At 71.0% G+C, this 16,499-nt stretch carries 15 protein-coding genes; 2 read left to right on the forward strand and 13 right to left on the reverse strand.

Features of this window, described 5'->3' with window-relative positions; all coding sequences use genetic code 11:
- Window positions 1–2: 2 nt before the first annotated feature.
- Window positions 3–377 carry a LysM peptidoglycan-binding domain-containing protein gene (locus tag IEY20_RS12565; protein WP_031273614.1) on the reverse strand — a complete coding sequence of 125 codons (375 nt, stop codon included), beginning with the start codon at window positions 375–377 and terminating at the stop codon, window positions 3–5.
- A gap of 236 nt (window positions 378–613) precedes the next feature.
- Between IEY20_RS12565 and lexA the strand changes: the two genes are divergently transcribed.
- Window positions 614–1,258 carry a transcriptional repressor LexA gene (gene lexA, locus IEY20_RS12570; RefSeq protein WP_175328234.1) on the forward strand — a complete coding sequence of 215 codons (645 nt, stop codon included), beginning with the start codon at window positions 614–616 and terminating at the stop codon, window positions 1,256–1,258.
- Between the two features lie 210 nt (window positions 1,259–1,468).
- On the opposite strand, the gene hflX is transcribed toward lexA, so the two are convergent.
- A complete protein-coding gene (hflX, locus tag IEY20_RS12575; RefSeq protein WP_175328235.1) occupies window positions 1,469–3,010 on the reverse strand; it encodes a GTPase HflX in 1,542 nt (513 codons plus the stop codon).
- A 61-nt stretch (window positions 3,011–3,071) separates the two neighbouring features.
- On the opposite strand from hflX, the gene IEY20_RS12580 reads away from it, so the two are divergent.
- Window positions 3,072–3,683: a class I SAM-dependent methyltransferase gene (locus tag IEY20_RS12580; RefSeq protein ID WP_175328236.1), complete on the forward strand. Its 612-nt coding sequence runs from the start codon at window positions 3,072–3,074 to the stop codon at window positions 3,681–3,683.
- A gap of 296 nt (window positions 3,684–3,979) precedes the next feature.
- Here IEY20_RS12580 and dapF read toward each other — a convergent pair whose 3' ends face one another.
- From dapF to IEY20_RS12635, 11 genes are all read right to left on the reverse strand, one after another.
- Window positions 3,980–4,870, reverse strand: coding sequence for a diaminopimelate epimerase (dapF, locus tag IEY20_RS12585; RefSeq protein WP_175328237.1), 891 nt, complete (start codon window positions 4,868–4,870; stop codon window positions 3,980–3,982).
- Window positions 4,867–5,808 (reverse strand): tRNA (adenosine(37)-N6)-dimethylallyltransferase MiaA, encoded by a 942-nt coding sequence (miaA, locus tag IEY20_RS12590; RefSeq protein WP_175328238.1) that lies wholly within the window; start codon window positions 5,806–5,808, stop codon window positions 4,867–4,869. Before miaA ends, dapF begins: the two co-directional genes overlap by 4 nt.
- A gap of 169 nt (window positions 5,809–5,977) precedes the next feature.
- Window positions 5,978–7,474 carry a tRNA (N6-isopentenyl adenosine(37)-C2)-methylthiotransferase MiaB gene (miaB, locus tag IEY20_RS12595; protein ID WP_175328239.1) on the reverse strand — a complete coding sequence of 499 codons (1,497 nt, stop codon included), beginning with the start codon at window positions 7,472–7,474 and terminating at the stop codon, window positions 5,978–5,980.
- Window positions 7,475–7,546: 72 nt separating this feature from the next.
- Window positions 7,547–8,416: a regulatory protein RecX gene (locus IEY20_RS12600; RefSeq protein ID WP_175328240.1), complete on the reverse strand. Its 870-nt coding sequence runs from the start codon at window positions 8,414–8,416 to the stop codon at window positions 7,547–7,549.
- Window positions 8,417–8,541: 125 nt separating this feature from the next.
- Window positions 8,542–9,609 carry a recombinase RecA gene (recA, locus tag IEY20_RS12605; RefSeq protein ID WP_022904314.1) on the reverse strand — a complete coding sequence of 356 codons (1,068 nt, stop codon included), beginning with the start codon at window positions 9,607–9,609 and terminating at the stop codon, window positions 8,542–8,544.
- Between the two features lie 258 nt (window positions 9,610–9,867).
- A complete protein-coding gene (locus IEY20_RS12610) occupies window positions 9,868–10,092 on the reverse strand; it encodes a DUF3046 domain-containing protein (RefSeq protein WP_175328241.1) in 225 nt (74 codons plus the stop codon).
- Window positions 10,093–10,156: 64 nt separating this feature from the next.
- A complete protein-coding gene (locus IEY20_RS12615; RefSeq protein ID WP_058725115.1) occupies window positions 10,157–10,465 on the reverse strand; it encodes a helix-turn-helix domain-containing protein in 309 nt (102 codons plus the stop codon).
- 153 nt (window positions 10,466–10,618) lie between these two features.
- Window positions 10,619–11,137 (reverse strand): CinA family protein, encoded by a 519-nt coding sequence (locus IEY20_RS12620; protein ID WP_175328242.1) that lies wholly within the window; start codon window positions 11,135–11,137, stop codon window positions 10,619–10,621.
- The gene (gene pgsA, locus IEY20_RS12625; RefSeq protein WP_175328243.1) at window positions 11,134–11,772 is read right to left on the reverse strand and encodes a CDP-diacylglycerol--glycerol-3-phosphate 3-phosphatidyltransferase; all 639 of its coding nucleotides are present in this window, start codon (window positions 11,770–11,772) and stop codon (window positions 11,134–11,136) included. Before pgsA ends, IEY20_RS12620 begins: the two co-directional genes overlap by 4 nt.
- 5 nt (window positions 11,773–11,777) lie before the next feature.
- Window positions 11,778–14,702 carry an FtsK/SpoIIIE family DNA translocase gene (locus tag IEY20_RS12630; RefSeq protein WP_175328244.1) on the reverse strand — a complete coding sequence of 975 codons (2,925 nt, stop codon included), beginning with the start codon at window positions 14,700–14,702 and terminating at the stop codon, window positions 11,778–11,780.
- A 117-nt stretch (window positions 14,703–14,819) separates the two neighbouring features.
- Window positions 14,820–16,496, reverse strand: a complete 1,677-nt coding sequence (locus tag IEY20_RS12635; RefSeq protein ID WP_175328245.1) for a ribonuclease J — start codon at window positions 16,494–16,496, stop codon at window positions 14,820–14,822.
- Window positions 16,497–16,499: the final 3 nt, after the last annotated feature.

Here is a 16,499-nt window from a genome sequence, read left to right on the forward strand (position 1 = left end):
GGTCAGCGCGCGTCGGCGTACTTCGCCGGGATCGAGATCGTCTGCCCGGCCTGCAGCCCGGCACCGTCGAGCGCGTTGAGGGAGACGACGTCCTGCACGAAGTCGCGCGGGTCGGCGTTCGGCGCGGTCTGCTCGGCCAGCTCCCAGAGCGTCTCGCCGGGCTGGATCGTGACCGTCTCGAAGTGGGCGGACCCGCTGCCGGCGGCATCGCCGGCCGACGCCCGACCGCCGTTGAGCACCGCGAGCGCGACGATGAGGAGGATCGGGAGCGCGGCGAGCGTCGTCAGGACGAACCGTCCACGGCGCGTCAGGCGCAGGCGCGTACGCACGGCGGGAGCCGCGTGACGCTGGGGTTCAGCGATGGCGATGGTGCTCATGTCGTTCTTGCCTTCCCGTTCGGTGATCCGAAGTCGTGTACCGAACATAGTTTCGAATCCAGCGGCGCACAAGCCCCCGGAGGGGATTTCTGCGTGGATTCGTCGCGACACGCTCGAACAGGTGTTTGTCCGGGCTGCGGCGGTCGGATACTGTTTCGACCGACTGGGACAAGTCAACCGGGGACCACCGACATTCCCGCCGGACGGCATCCCGCACCGACGAAGGGTGAGACGACGTGGCGGACGAACTGCGTGGCCAGAAGCCGCTGACGGCGAAGCAGCAGGCGATCCTCGACGCCATCCGCGCGTCGATCGCCAGCCGGGGCTACCCGCCGAGCATGCGGGAGATCGGCGACGCCGCCGGGCTCTCATCGCTGTCGAGCGTCTCCCACCAGCTCGGCCAGCTCGAGCTCGGCGGCTGGATCCGCCGCGACCCGAACCGTCCCCGTGCGCTCGAGGTCCTGGTCGACGAGCCGACGACCGACGCCGACGGCCCCGACGTCGACGCGACGACGCTCGTACCGCTCGTCGGGCGGATCGCCGCGGGTGTGCCCATCACGGCCGAGCAGCACGTCGACGAGATCATCCCGCTCCCCCGGCAGCTCGTCGGCACCGGTGACCTCTTCATGCTCAAGGTCGTCGGCGAGTCGATGATCGACGCGGCGATCTGCGACGGCGACTGGGTGGTCGTCCGGTCGCAGCAGACCGCGGAGAACGGTGACGTCGTCGCCGCGATGCTCGACGAGGAGGCCACGGTGAAGGTCTTCCGGCAGCGTGACGGGCACACGTGGCTGCTCCCGCGCAACTCGGCGTTCGAGCCGATCCTCGGCGACGCGGCGACGGTGCTCGGCAAGGTCGTCGCGGTCCTCCGCTCGATCTGACCCGTCGCGCGGCTCGAGGGCAGGTCCGGGCTCCGGCGCGGGCCGACCGGGCTGGCTCCAGGAACAACCCAAGCCGGTCCGAACCACGTGATGACGTGGCTCGGACCGGCTTCCGTTGTGCGGCGCCCAACGGAACCGCTCGGTCACCGTGGGTCGCGAGACGGACGCGACCCGAGCCTCCAGGCCGGAGCGCGCAGGCGCGTCAGCACGTCAGGACGCGACCGGCGTGACCACGAACGGGTCGAGCTCCGCGACCTGCCGCTGGAACACCCGCACGTGCAGGCGGGTGCCGTCCTCGACGTAGTCGACCGACTCCACCGCACCGGCGTCGTGCAGCGAGGACACGAGGTCCCCGCGGTCGTACGGGATCACCACGGTGAGGTCGACGTCGGGCTCGGGCAGCCGGTCCTCGATGGCGGCGAGCAGCTCGGCGATCCCCTCGCCCGTCCGTGCCGACACGAAGACGGCGTCCGGGACGAGTCCGACGAGCACGAGCCGCTGCGACTCGTCGATGAGGTCCGACTTGTTGAACGCGACGACCTCCGGGATCTCGCGGGCACCGACGTCGCCGATGACCTCGCGGACGGTCGCGAGCTGCGCGGCAGGGTCCGGGTGGGAGCCGTCGACGACGTGCACGATGACGTCGGCCTCGCCCACTTCCTCGAGCGTCGACCGGAACGCCTCGACCAGCTGGTGCGGCAGGTTCCGGACGAAGCCGACGGTGTCCACGAACGTGAACTCGCGGCCCTTCGCGCTCTCGGTCCGGCGGACCGTGGCGTCCAGCGTGGCGAACAGCTGGTTCTGCACCAGCACGCCCGCGCTCGTCAGGCGGTTGAGCAGCGAGGACTTGCCGGCGTTCGTGTAGCCGGCGATCGCGACGCTCGGCACGTCGTTGCGGTGCCGGTCGGCGCGCTTGGCCTCACGTGCCGGGCGGAAGCCGGCGATCTGCCGCCGGAGCTTCGACATCCGCGTGTGGATGCGCCGACGATCGAGCTCGATCTTCGTCTCACCCGGACCGCGGGAACCCATGCCCGCACCGCCGGAGACCTGACCACCGGCCTGTCGGGACATCGACTCACCCCACCCGCGCAGACGCGGGAGCAGGTACTGCAGCTGCGCGAGCTCGACCTGCGCCTTGCCCTCGCGGGTCTTGGCGTGCTGGCTGAAGATGTCGAGGATCACGGCCGTGCGGTCGATGACCTTGACCTTGACGACGTCCTCGAGCGCACGGCGTTGGGACGGCGCGAGCTCGGTGTCCGCGATCACGGTGTCCGCGCCGGTGGCCTTCACGATCATCGCGAGTTCCTCGGCCTTGCCCTTGCCGAGGTAGGTCGCGGGGTCGGGGTTCGGCCGGCGCTGGAGGAGCCCGTCGAGCACCACGGCACCGGCGGTCTCGGCGAGGGCGGCGAGCTCACGCAGCGAGTTCTCGGCGTCCTGCGCGTCGCCCTGGGGGTACACGCCGATGAGGACGACCTGCTCGAGCCGGAGCTGCCGGTACTCGACCTCGGTGACGTCCTGGAGTTCGGTGGACAGGCCCGTGACGCGGCGGAGGGCCGCCCGGTCCTCGCGGTCGTACTGGTCGCCGTCGCCCGTCCAGCCGTGGTCGTCCACGGAGCGGGTCTGGATCGCCTGGGCCGGGGCGAAGATCGAAGAAGAAGCGCGCTGGTCGGCGTTGCGCAGCACGCGTTCGACGACACCGTCGGCGCTGTCGTCGTGGGACTGGTGGTCGGTCTGCTGAGGGGTATCCGTCATCCTGTCCACAGGGTACCTCCGCCACGCCCGGGACACACGGGTGAGCCGCTACGGTTCATCCATGGCGAACGACCACTACTTCTCCGCCAACCCCTCGTCGGAGCTCCGCGAGCGCCAGGTGCACGTCACGCTCGCCGGTCGCGACCTCACCCTGGCGACCGCGGCCGGGGTCTTCAGCCCCGACGGTGTCGACCGGGGCACCCGGGTCCTCCTCGGCTCGGTGCCGCCGCCGGCGGACTCCGGGGCGCTCCTGGACGTCGGCTGCGGCTGGGGTCCGATCGCGATCACGATGGCGCTCGAGTCGCCCGAGGCCGAGGTGTGGGGCGTCGACGTCAACGAGCGCGTGCTCGGCCTGGCCCGCTCCAACGCCGCCACCGCGGGGGCGACGAACGTCACGGTCGCCCTGCCCGACGAGGTCCCCGCCGACCTGCGCTTCCGCACGATCTGGTCGAACCCGCCCATCCGGGTCGGCAAGGACGAGCTGCACGACATCCTGCTGACCTGGCTGCCCCGGCTCGAGGTCGGCGGCGACGCCTGGCTGGTCGTGTCCAAGGACCTCGGCGGCGACTCGCTGCAACGCTGGCTGCGCGACACGCTCGACGACGCCTTCACGGTGACGCGAGCGTCGACCGACAAGGGCTTCCGCGTCATCCGGGTGCAGCGCGGCGCGTAGAGACGGGGCCGCGCGCTCCGCGCGTCCCGGACTGGAGGCCCGTGGAGCGTCACCGACGTCGGTGCCGCACCACGGGCCTCCTGGCTGTGGCGAGGCCGCCCGTCGATCACGCTCCCGCACACGTCGCGATCGTCGCTCGCACGTCACGATCGTCGCGTGGCCGACTCGCGTCGCGTCGCGTCGCGAGTCGGGCACGCGACGATACCCGGAACCGACACCGAACCGCGGGCTCCGCCTGGTTCGACGTCGGGATCCCAGTCCGTGAGCGCACTGAGGTCCGCGTCCGGACCCGCCCGTCAGACTGTGAGGTCGCCCGAGAACACGAGCTCGGCCGGCCCGGACAGTGCGACGTGCTCGCCGTCCTCCGCCGCGAACATCCGCACCGTGACGGCCCCGCCCGGGACCCGCACCCGCCAGGTGTCGGGCGCACCGGATCCGACCCAGTAGCGCGTCGCGAGGGCCGCCGCGACCGCGCCCGTCCCGCACGACAGCGTCTCGCCGCTGCCGCGCTCGTGGACCCGCATGGTGATCTCGCCGACGCCGTCGTTGATGAGCGGCTCGCCCGGCAGGACGAACTCGACGTTCGCGCCGGACTCGGGGGCCGGGTCGAGCACCGGCACGTAGGTGAGGTCGAGGTCGGCGAGCTCGTCCTCCGTCGCGACGGCGACCACGACGTGCGGGTTGCCGACGTCGATCCCGACACCGGGCCGGGCGCCGTCGAGGTTCTTCGCCCGGACGAGCACGTCGTCAGCCCCGCTGCCCTCGATCCCGAGGCGCCACCGCCCCAGGTCGGCCTGGAAGCCGTTCGTCGTCCGCTGGATGTCCACGAGGCCCTTGCGACTGCCGACCGTCAGCGTCTCCCCCGGTGCGAGGTCGACCAGGCCGGACTCCGTGAGGTAGCGCGCGAACACCCGGATGCCGTTGCCGCACATCTCGGCGACCGAGCCGTCGGCGTTGTGGTAGTCCATGAACCACACCGCTGCGGGGTCCTCCGCGACGAGCGCACGACCCTCTGCCAGGGACTCGGAGCGCACCGCGCGGATGACGCCGTCCCCGCCCACACCGAACCGGCGGTCCGCGATGGCGCGGATGCGCTCGGGGGTGAGGTCGACGGTGGCGTCGGGGTCGGCGAACAGGACGAAGTCGTTGCCGGTCCCCTGGCCCTTCGTGAAGTGCAGCTCGGTCACGCGACGATCCTACGGGCCAGCGCCGACAGGGCTGTGTGGTCGGCCCCGGTGACGTCGAGGTCCTCCGCGGTCGCGTACCGCTTGAACCACGCGACCTGGCGCCGTGCGTACTTCCGGGTCGCGAGGCTCGTCGCGTCGACCGCCTCCGCGACGGTCGCGGCTCCCCGCAGCACCTCGAGCGCCTGCGAGTAGCCGATCGCCCGCGACGCGGTCTTGCCCTGTTCGAGCCCGAGGGCTCGGAGGTGCTCCACCTCGTCGACCAGCCCGCCGTCGAACATGCGCTGCGCTCGCGCCTGCAGCGCGTCGACCAGGTGCGACCGGTCGCGACGCAGGTGCAGGATGCGCGCGGGCCGCCAGGCGCGGGGCGCGGACGGGAGGCTCGGGGTCACCACCTCGGACCGGCTCGCGATCTCGAGTGCCCGGATCAGGCGGCGCGGGTTCCGGGCGTCGATGGTCGCCGCCGCGTGCGGGTCCAGCCCCCGGAGCCGCTCGAGGAGGGTCCCCGGACCGAGCTCGTCGTGCTCGCGCTCCAGCCGGGCACGCAGCTCGGGATCAGTCCCGGGGAACTCGAGGTCGAAGAGGACGGCCGACACGTACAGACCGCTCCCGCCGGCCAGGACCGCGACGCCGCCCTCGGCGTGGATGCGCTCGATCGCGCGCCGGGCATCACGCTGGTACGCGGCGACGCTGGCCTCGTCCGTCACGTCGAGCACGTCCAGCAGCCGGTGCGGCACGCCGTGGCGCTCGGCCAGCGACAGTTTGGCGGTTCCGATGTCCATGCCTCGGTAGAGCTGCATGGCGTCGGCGTTGACGACCTCCGCCGGCCGGCCGGCGGCGCGGACGCGGTCGGCGATCGCGACGGCGAGGTCGGACTTGCCCGTGCCGGTGGCGCCGACCACGGCGACCAGGTCGGCGGGTCCGGTCGGCCCGGTGCCCACGGTGGGGGCAGAGACCGCGTCAAGGTCAGCGGCCGCCGTCGGGGCAGCGCCCGCCGACGGGGCTGCACCCGCCGTCGGGTCAGCGGCCGCCGTCGGGGCAGCACCCGCCGTCGGGTCAGCGGCCGCCGTCGGGGCTGCACCCGCCGTCGGGGCAGCGGGCGCGTCGCGGTCAGCGGTCGACACGGAGGGTCGGGAGACCGAGCGACACCGGTCGCGGCCCGTCCGTGCCCGCGGCCGTCGGCGCCGGGACGCCGCAGCTCTCCGCCTGCGCCCGGTCCCACGCGTCGCCCGCGCGGGTCCGGCGGATGCGGAGCGGGCCGTCGTTGTCCGCGATGAGGAAGTGCGGCGCCGCGCGGGTGACCTCGACCGTGACGACGTCACCGGGCCGTGGCACGTCGGAGCCCGCGGGGACGGAGAAGTGCACGAGCCGGGAGTCCTCGGCGCGGCCGGACAGGCGGTGCGTCTCGTCGTCCTTCTTGCCCTCACCGGTCGCGACGAGGACCTCGACGCTCCGACCGACCTGCGCGGCGTTCTCCTCAGCCGTGATGCGCTCCTGGAGGGCGGTGAGCCGCTCGTACCGCTCCTGCACGACCGCCTTGGGGAGCTGGTCCGGCATGGTTGCCGCCGGCGTACCCGGACGGATCGAGTACTGGAACGTGAACGCCGAGGCGAACCGCGAGGCCTCGACGACGCGCAGCGTGTCCTCGAAGTCGACGTCGGTCTCCCCCGGGAACCCGACGATGATGTCGGTGGAGATCGCCGCGTGCGGGATCTTCGCGCGCACGCGGTCGAGGATGCCGAGGAACCGCTCGCTCCGGTAGCTCCGGCGCATGGCCTTGAGGATGCGGTCCGAACCGGACTGCAGCGGCATGTGGAGCTGCGGCATGACGTTCGGCGTCTCCGCCATCGCGTCGATCACGTCGTCGGTGAACGCCGCCGGGTGCGGGCTGGTGAAGCGGATGCGCTCCAGGCCCTCGATCGCCCCGGCCGCTCGCAGGAGCTTGCCGAACGCCTGCCGGTCGCCGAACTCCACGCCGTAGGAGTTGACGTTCTGCCCGAGGAGCGTGACCTCGATCGCTCCGTCGTCGACGAGTGCCTGGATCTCCGCCAGGACGTCGCCGGGGCGACGGTCCTTCTCCTTGCCGCGGAGGGACGGCACGATGCAGAAGGTGCAGGTGTTGTTGCAGCCGACGGAGATCGAGACCCATCCGCTGTAGGTGGAGTCGCGTTTGGTCGGCAGCGTCGACGGGAAGACGTCGAGTGACTCGAGGATCTCGATCTGTGCCTCGTCGTTGTGGCGCGCACGCTCGAGCAGGGTCGGGAGGGAACCCATGTTGTGCGTGCCGAAGACGACGTCGACCCACGGCGCCTTCTCAAGGATGACGTTCTTGTCCTTCTGCGCCAGGCAGCCGCCGACCGCGATCTGCATCCCCGGGTGCTCACGCTTGATGCCTGCGAGGTGTCCGAGGTTGCCGTACAGCCGGTTGTCCGCGTTCTCGCGCACGGCGCAGGTGTTGATGACGACCACGTCCGCCTGCTCGCCGTCGGCCGCGACGTACCCGGCGGCGCGCAACGACCCGCTGAGCCGCTCCGAATCGTGCACGTTCATCTGGCACCCGTAGGTGCGGACTTCGTAGGTGCGGGGGCGCGCTTCGACGGTGGCCATGATCCCTCCAGTGTAGGTCGCCGCACGGCGTCCACGAGGTCGCCCCGACGCTCGCCGTGCCGACCCTCGGCGCTACTCGAACCGGACGCTGCCGCCGCCCGGACCAGGCCGGCGTGCCGTGCCGTCGAGCGCGCGCTCGACCGCGATGCGCACCACGCCTGAACCGTAGCCCTTGCGCATCAGGAACCCGGAGAGCCGGCGCTCCGCAGTCGCCCGATCGAGGCCACGCAGCTGTCCCGCACGCTTGGCCGCGAGCTCGAGGGCCCGCACGAACTCGTCGTCGGAGTCGTCCGCCGCTGCCTCGAGTGCCGCGTCGATCGCGACCTGGTCGATGCCCCGGCGACGGAGTTCCGCGACGACACCCTGCCGGCCGAGACCCTTGCGTTCGTGGAGGCGGTCGACGAGGTCCGTCGCGAGTGCCACGTCGTCGAGGAGCCCCACCCGGGTCAGTCGTTCGATCTCCCCCTCGACCACGTCCGCGTCGAGGTCGTGCTTCGCGAGTGTCTGCCGCATCTCGGATGTGCTGACCCCACGTCGGCCGAGCGCCCGCATGCTGAATCGCTCGGCGTCCGCGCGTTGCTCGTCCAGGGGTCGAGGTGCGTCCTCGGGGTCGAGCTCCTCGCCGCCGAGGATCGAGAACACCGACGCGCTCGGGGCGTCGGCCTCGGCGCCGTGGTCGTAACCGGCCCGTTCCGCACGGACGCTCCGACCGGAGGCGTCACCGACCACCGGCGACAGCCACTCAGCCTGGGCGCGCGCACCCCGGAGGGGTACCGGCGCGTCGGCGTCCAGACCGTTCGACGTCTCGGTCGTGGGCGCGAACCGGGCTTCGGCAGCAGCAGCCTCGGCTGCGACAGCCTCGGCGGTCGCAGCCTCGGCGGTCACAGCGTCGGCGGTCACAGCGTCCGTGTCGGGCTCGGGCGTGCCATCGGAGTTCGTCACGGGCGGGACCGAGCGACCGGCCGAACGACCGGGCCCGCTCGATCCGCGACGCGACCTCGCACCGAACAGGTCGGTGACCGGTGCGAGGTCGTCGTCACCGCGGGACGTGCCCCTGTCGGAGGAGGTCACGCGCCCTTGCGCTCGGCGAGCTTCGGCGCGATCGAGTCGACCGGGGCCTCGGCCGCGGCGTCCTTCGCGGCGCCGACGCCCAGCTTCGTCAGGATCTTGCCTTCGATCTCGGCTGCGATCTCCGGGTTCTGGATGAGGAACGACCGCGAGTTCTCCTTGCCCTGCCCCAGCTGGTCGCCGTCGTACGTGTACCAGGCGCCGGACTTCTTGACGATGCCGTGATCGACACCGAAGTCGAGCAGCGAGCCCTCGCGCGAGATGCCCACGCCGTACAGGATGTCGAACTCGGCCTGCTTGAAGGGCGGGGCCATCTTGTTCTTGACGACCTTCACACGAGTGCGGTTGCCCACCGCGTCCGTACCGCTCTTGAGCGTCTCGATGCGGCGGATGTCGAGGCGGACCGACGCGTAGAACTTGAGCGCCTTGCCGCCCGCGGTGGTCTCCGGGCTGCCGAAGAACACACCGATCTTCTCGCGCAGCTGGTTGATGAAGATCATCGTCGTCTGCGTCTGGTTGAGCCCACCGGCGAGCTTGCGGAGCGCCTGCGACATGAGGCGCGCCTGCAGACCGACGTGGGAGTCGCCCATCTCGCCCTCGATCTCGGCACGGGGCACGAGCGCGGCGACCGAGTCGACGACGATGAGGTCGATGGACCCGGAGCGGACGAGCATGTCGGCGATCTCGAGCGCCTGCTCACCGGTGTCGGGCTGCGAGACGAGGAGGGCGTCGATGTCCACGCCGAGCTTCTTCGCGTACTCGGGGTCGAGGGCGTGCTCGGCATCGATGAACGCGGCGATGCCGCCGTTGCGCTGGGCGTTGGCGATCGCGTGGAGCGTCAGGGTCGTCTTACCGGAGGACTCCGGCCCGTAGATCTCGATGATGCGACCGCGCGGGAGCCCGCCGATGCCGAGCGCGACGTCGAGCGCGACCGAGCCGGTGGGGATGATGGAGACGGGTGCACGCTCGTCCGAGCCGAGGCGCATGACCGTGCCCTTGCCGAACTGACGATCGATCTGGGCGAGAGCGGTCTCGAGGGCCTTCTCGCGGTCCTGGGGTGAGGGCATGGTGCGCTTCCTTCGTGCTGGATGTCGGCTGCCTGTAGGCTGTCGCGCCACCCCGGCCGGTGCTGCAAGGCCGGTGCTTCTGCGACAAGGCGTCGGGCCTGTCCCGATGTCGTTCAACCTACGGCTGGCCACCGACATCACTGCCGACGTCCACACCGCCTGTGGAAGGAACACCCGGACGAGTCCGTTGTGCAGGAAGCTACCACCGGTAGAACACGTGTTCGAGCGACACGCCGAACAGAGTTTCGGACGCGCGGATCAGTCCTTCGGTTCGGCGAGGCCCTTGCCGTGGCGGCGCTCCAGCGGGACGTCCTGCGAGTCGCACAGGGCCTCCCAGACCGTCCGCGCGTCGACGCCGGCGCGGAGTGCGTCGGCAGCGGAGCGGCCACCGATCGCCTCGAGGACGACGTCCTGGGTGACGACCGCGCCGTAGGCCTCGCCGAACACCTGGTCGACCGCTCGCCAGAACTCACTCACACGCACCCGACCACCCTAACGAGAACACCCCCACCGGCGGACCGGCGGGGGTGTTCGTGAGCAGTGCGGGTCAGCGCACCGCGAGGTCGTTGTCGAACTCGGCGACGAGCTCGTCGGGCAGCGTGTCGGGGACGGGCGTGAGCCCCTCGACGACCGCGAGACGGTCGCCCACCTCACGCATGATCGTGGAGATGGGGGTGTCCAGTGCGTCGGCGACCGAAGCGAGGATCTCGGAGCTGGCTTCCTTCTGTCCGCGCTCCACCTCGCTGAGGTAGCCGAGTGCGACGCTGGCCTTGGACGCGACCTGACGGAGGGTCCGGCCCTTCTGCAAGCGGAAGTCCCGAAGGACGTCGCCGATCTCCTGACGAACGAGAACCATGAGAACTCCTCCTTCCTGTCGTCTCCGCGCCCGCCCGACCGGGTCGATCGGGAGAGGTCCGGCAACATTAGCGTTGCCGGTTGCAGCATGCTAGCCACTCGGGCTGCGGTCCTGCTGGAGATTGCGTCAGATGTAACCCAGTGGAAACGGTGCCTATTCCCCCGCGGTGGGGAGAGCGCCGTTCGCCGTGGACGACATCCGTGCCAGGAGTTCGGAGACCGTGCCCTCCCGGATTGCCGTGCGGTCACCCGAGAGGTGCAGCTCCCAGGCGACGGCGCGTTCCGCCGACGCGATGCCGACGAACACCGTGCCCACCGGCTTGCCGTCCTGCGGGTCCGGGCCCGCGACACCCGTCGTGCTGATCCCCCAGGTCGCGGGCTCCCCGTCCACGGACAGTGCGGAGCGGACACCCGCGGCCATCTGCCGGGCGACCTCGGGGTCGACGGCGCCGCGCTCGGCGAGCAGGTCCGCCTCGACGCCGAGCACCGTGTGCTTCACCGGCGTCGCGTACGCCACGACACCACCACGGACGACGGCACTCGCACCGGGGACACCGACGAGCGTCGCGACGACGAGCCCACCGGTCAGCGACTCCGCCACGGCGACGGTCTCGCCCCGGGCGGTGAGCGCAGCGACGACCTCGCGCGCGGAGCCGTCGACGTCCGTCGTCACGCCGTGGCCCGGTTGTGCTTCCACGCCTGCCAGAGGTAGTCGAGTCCGCTGAGCACGGTCGCGAGCAGTGCGGCGGTCATCAGGACGGTGTTGACCACGTGCGCCCAGTCGCCGACCAGCTGCCACCAGGGGAACAGCGCGAGCGTGATCGCGACGGCCTGCAGGACGGTCTTGATCTTCCCGCCACGGCTCGCGGGGATCACCCGGTCCGAGAGCACGGCGAACCGGAACACGGTGATGCCGATCTCCCGCACCATGATCAGGACGGTGACGAACCAGGGCAGTTCGCCGAGGATCGAGAGCGCCACGAGCGCGCCGCCGATGAGGACCTTGTCCGCGATCGGGTCGACGAGCTTGCCGAAGTCCGTGACGAGGTTCTGGCGCCGAGCGATGATGCCGTCGGCACTGTCGGTGATGATCGCGACGACGAAGAGCACCGCGGCCCAGATGCGCAGCGAGCCGTCCTGACCGCCGTCCGCGAGCAGCAGGACGAAGAACAGCGGCGCCATGAGGATGCGCACGACCGTGATGATGTTCGCCACGTTCGCGGTCGATGCGGGCCCGTCGCCCTTGCGGATCAGTCGCCCTCGCCAGGGGAACTGCGCCGCACTGTGCGCGCCTTCGGTGCTGGTCATCGCACTCACTCCCTGCCGGTCAGTCCCCACGCGTCCTCGTCCGGTCCGTCGTCCTCCTCAGGGTACCCGCGCGTCATGTCCGCCACCGGGTCGTCCCCGTACCGGTCGCCGTCGTCCGGCGCGGACGCAACCGGCGCAGCAGCAGCGGGAGCGACGGGAGCGGCGGCCGGGGGTTCCTCGCCCCGGAGCTTCGCGAGCACCCCCGGGAGCTGGTCCGGCGTGACGAGGACGTCGCGGGCCTTCGACCCCTCGGACGGTCCGACGATGTCGCGGGACTCCATGAGGTCCATGAGGCGTCCGGCCTTGGCGAACCCGACGCGGAGCTTGCGCTGCAGCATCGACGTCGAGCCGAACTGCGTCGACACGACCTGCTCGACCGCGGCCAGGAGCAGCTCGAGGTCGTCGCCGATGTCCGCGTCGATCTCCTTGCGCTCGACCACGGCCTGGACGTCCTGGCGGTACTCGGGTCGGGCTTGCCGGGTGACGTGCTGCACGACCTCGGCGACCTCGCTCTCCTGCACCCAGGCGCCCTGCACGCGCAGGGCCTTCGACGAGCCCATCGGCAGGAAGAGCGCGTCGCCCTGGCCGATGAGCTTGTCGGCACCCGGCTGGTCGAGGATGACCCGCGAGTCGGTGACGCTCGTCACCGCGAAGGCCACGCGCGACGGCACGTTCGCCTTGATGAGGCCGGTGATGACGTCGACCGACGGGCGCTGGGTCGCGAGCACGAGGTGGATCCCCGCGGCACGGGCGAGCTGGGTGATGCGGACGATCGACTCCTCGACGTCGCGCGGGGCGACGAGCATGAGGTCGGCGAGCTCGTCCACGACCACGAGCAGGTACGGGTACTTCTTGAGCTTCCGCTCACTCCCCGCCGGCAGGATGATCTCGTTGTTCTCGATCGCCTTGTTGAAGTCGTCGACGTGGCGGAACCCGAACGACGCGAGGTCGTCGTACCGCATGTCCATCTCCTTCACGACCCACTGCAGCGCTTCCGCCGCCTTCTTCGGGTTCGTGATGATGGGCGTGATGAGGTGCGGGACCCCGGCGTAGATCGAGAGCTCGACGCGCTTCGGGTCCACGAGGACCATGCGTACCTCGGACGGCTTCGCGCGCATCAGGAGCGAGGTGATCATCGAGTTGATGAACACCGACTTGCCGGAGCCGGTGGAGCCGGCCACGAGCAGGTGCGGCATCTTCGCGAGGTTCGCGACGACGAAGCCGCCCTCGACGTCCTTGCCGACACCGATCGTCATCGGGTGCTTCGACTTGCGGGCCGCGTTCGACCGGAGGACGTCGCCGAGCGACACCGTCTCGCGGTCGGTGTTCGGGATCTCGACGCCGATCGCGCTCTTGCCCGGGATCGGCGAGAGGATGCGCACCTCGTTCGAGGCGACGGCGTACGACAGGTTCTTCGACAGCGCGGTGACCCGCTCGACCTTCACGCCGGGACCGAGCTCGATCTCGTAGCGCGTCACCGTCGGTCCACGGGAGAACCCGGTGACCTTCGCGTCGACCTTGAACTCGGTGAGCACGCCGGTGATCGCCGCGACGATGTCGTCGTTCGCCTGGCTGCGGGCCACCGACGGGGTCCCCGCGCTCAGCGTGGTCGCCGCCGGCAGACGGTACGGCTTGTCCGGGTCCTCGTCGTCGGCTGCGGCGGACAGGCCGTCGGCCGCGTCGGCCGGGTCGTCGACGGGGTCCTCGGCCGGGAGGCTCGGGGAGACCACCGGGGACACGCCGGCATCCGGGCGGGTCGCCTCGCCCACCGTCGGCTCGGCCACGCGCGCGGGTGCGGCGGGCACCTCGGCGCCGAAGTCGCGCAGGGCCTGCTCGGCGTGCTCGAGCTCCTGCTCGATCGAGTCGTTGAGGTTCACCGATCCGGGCTCGGCCGGCGTGTGGTCGACGAGTCCGGCGGCGGCTCCGGCGTTCGGGGAGGCCGACGGCGGCACGGGCGGGGCGGCCTGCGTCGCTGCGGCGGGCAGCACGGGGCTGTCGAAGGCCGGTTCTTCCTCGCGGCCGGACTTGTTGCGGCGCCACCACGGCACGGTCTCGACCGACTCGTCGCCGGGTGCTCCGTCCTCGCCGAAGCCGAGGTCGTCGAAGAGCTGGAACTCCTGCGAGTCCTTCTTGCCCTTGCCGCGGGGCTTCCGCGACGTCGACTCCGGCGCGGTATCGACCGCGTCGTCCGCAGGGGCGGGCGCGGGGGCGCCGAAGAGGTAGGCGTAGAGCTCGTGCAGGCGGCGGCCGGTCTTGTTCGGCGGCGTCTTCGTGATGATGAAGAGCGAGAGCACCAGCAGCACGACTGCGACCGGGACGGCGACCCACGCGGTCGCGATCGTGACGAGCCACCCGATGACGACCCAGCCGAGCACACCTCCGGCGGCGGCGAGGGCCGGCATGCCGTCGGACGCGCTCGGGGTGCCGCCGAAGACGTGGCACAGCGACGAGATCGAGACGAGCAGGATCCCGAGGCCGATCCCGATGCGGGTGTTGTCGTGCACCGACGCCGGGTGCCGGAACAGCCATCCGGCGAACACGACCATGATCACCGGCAGCGCGAAGGCGAGACGGCCGAAGAGTCCACCGAACGTGTACGCGTCGAGGTTCACCGACACCGCGCTCGTCGGGTTGAGCCACTCGACCACGGCACCGGCGATGGCGAGCAGGACGAGCAGGAACGGGAAGCCGTCGCGCCGCTGGTCCTTCTCGAGGGACTCCTTGCCGAGCACGCGGAAGAGGGCGCCGACGCCGTGGGCCATCGCGAGCCACGCCGTCACGAGCGGGTTCTGCTCACGGAAGACCGGGGGCTGGCTGGCCGGTGGCAGCTTCTTCGTCGTGGCCTGGGTGCGCGACGTCCCGCGCGTCGTGCTCGTGCGCGACGACGAGGACGCGCGTGAGCGCGTGGTCGACTTGGTGCCTCCGGCCATGGGCAGAACCCTAATCCCCGCCCAGGACAAAGCGAGGGAGGCCCGCCGCAGCGTCCGTGACGGACGTGTGACGGGCCTCCAGGCCGGACCGCGCGCGAGCGCGACCGGCGGACGCGACTACGCCTCGATGACCACCGGGACGATCATCGGGCGACGACGGTGCTTCGAGTTCACCCAGCGCCCGACCGTGCGCCGGACCACCTGGGTGAAGGCGTGCTGGTCACGCGTGCCGTTCGCGGCGGCCTCGGCCAGCGCCTTGGCGATCTGCGGACGGACGTCGTCGAACACCGACTCGTCCTCCGCGAACCCGCGCGACTGGATCTCCGGGCCGACGACGCACTGGCCCGTGGTGAAGTCCACGGCGCAGAAGATGGAGATGAAGCCCTCCTCCGCGAGGACACGGCGGTCCTTCAGGTCGGCGTCGGTGATCTCGCCGACGGTCGACCCGTCGACGTAGACGTACCCGATGTCGAGCTGGCCCGCGACGCGCACCTCGCCGTCCTTGAGGTCGACGACGATGCCGTCCTGCCCGAGGATGACGTTCCGCGGCGGGACACCGGTCTGGATCGCGAGGTCGGCGCTCGCGTAGAGGTGGCGGTGCTCGCCGTGCACGGGCAGGACGTTCTTCGGCCGGAGGATGTTGTAGCAGTACAGCAGCTCGCCGGCGCTCGCGTGCCCGGAGACGTGCACCTTCGCGTTGCCCTTGTGCACGACCTTCGCGCCGAGCTTGGTCAGCCCGTCGATCACGCGGTAGACGGCGTTCTCGTTGCCCGGGATGAGCGAGGACGCGAGGATGACGGTGTCGCCCTCGCCGATCTCGATCTGGTGCTCGAGGTTCGCCATGCGTGCCAGGACGGCCATCGGCTCGCCCTGCGAGCCGGTCGACATGTAGACGATCTGGTCGTCCGGGACGTTCTTCGCCTTCTTCGTGTCGATGAGCACGTCGTCCGGCACGCGGAGGTAGCCGAGCTCGGCGGCGATCGTCATGTTGCGGATCATCGACCGGCCCATGAACGCGACCTTGCGGTTCGCGGCGGCCGCGGCGTCGAGGACCTGCTGCACACGGTGGACGTGCGACGAGAAGCTCGCCACGACGACCTTCTTGCGGGCGCGCGCGATGATGTTCTCGAGGACCGGCCCGATGTCGCGCTCCGGGGCGGTGAAGCCCGGCACGTCGGCGTTGGTGGAGTCCGGCAGGAACAGGTCGACGCCCTGCTCGCCGAGCCGCGCGAAGGCGCGGAGGTCGGTGATGCGGTCGTCGAGCGGGAGCTGGTCCATCTTGAAGTCACCCGTGTGCAGGACCCGACCGGCGGGGGTCGTGATCGCGACGGCGAGGGCGTCCGGGATGGAGTGGTTCACGGCGACGAACTCGAGGTGGAACGGGCCGAGCTGCTCGGTCTGGTCCTCCTGGACGACGAGCGTGTACGGCTTGATCCGGTGTTCCTTGAGCTTCGCCTCGACGAGCGCGAGGGTCAGCGTGGAGCCGATCAGCGGGATGTCGCCCTTGAGCTTGAGCAGGTACGGGACGGCGCCGATGTGGTCCTCGTGGCCGTGCGTGAGCACGACGCCGAGGACGTCGTCGAGGCGGTCCCGGATGGGCGCGAAGTCCGGCAGGATCAGGTCGACGCCGGGCTGGTGCTCCTCGGGGAACAGCACGCCGGCGTCCACGACGAGGAGCTTGCCCTCGTACTCGTAGACGGTCATGTTGCGACCGATCTCGCCGAGCCCACCGATGGGGACGACGCGGAGGGTGCCGGCTTCGAGCGGCTGTGGTGTGGAGATCTGGGTGGGCATTCG

It is taken from the genome of Curtobacterium luteum, assembly GCF_014646995.1.
GTDB classification, from domain to species: domain Bacteria; phylum Actinomycetota; class Actinomycetes; order Actinomycetales; family Microbacteriaceae; genus Curtobacterium; species Curtobacterium luteum.

What these genes read in the sequence shown, in the direction of transcription:
- miaB (WP_175328239.1), bottom strand. Translation starts at nt 7,474, where the DNA reads ATGGCCACCGTCGAAGCGCGCCCCCGCACCTACGAAGTCCGCACCTAC.
- IEY20_RS12635 (WP_175328245.1), bottom strand. Translation starts at nt 16,496, where the DNA reads ATGCCCACCCAGATCTCCACACCACAGCCGCTCGAAGCCGGCACCCTC.
- IEY20_RS12615 (WP_058725115.1), bottom strand. Translation starts at nt 10,465, where the DNA reads ATGGTTCTCGTTCGTCAGGAGATCGGCGACGTCCTTCGGGACTTCCGC.
- recA (WP_022904314.1), bottom strand. Translation starts at nt 9,609, where the DNA reads ATGCCCTCACCCCAGGACCGCGAGAAGGCCCTCGAGACCGCTCTCGCC.
- hflX (WP_175328235.1), bottom strand. Translation starts at nt 3,010, where the DNA reads ATGACGGATACCCCTCAGCAGACCGACCACCAGTCCCACGACGACAGC.
- pgsA (WP_175328243.1), bottom strand. Translation starts at nt 11,772, where the DNA reads ATGACCAGCACCGAAGGCGCGCACAGTGCGGCGCAGTTCCCCTGGCGA.
- IEY20_RS12565 (WP_031273614.1), bottom strand. Translation starts at nt 377, where the DNA reads ATGAGCACCATCGCCATCGCTGAACCCCAGCGTCACGCGGCTCCCGCC.
- IEY20_RS12580 (WP_175328236.1), top strand. Translation starts at nt 3,072, where the DNA reads ATGGCGAACGACCACTACTTCTCCGCCAACCCCTCGTCGGAGCTCCGC.
- IEY20_RS12630 (WP_175328244.1), bottom strand. Translation starts at nt 14,702, where the DNA reads ATGGCCGGAGGCACCAAGTCGACCACGCGCTCACGCGCGTCCTCGTCG.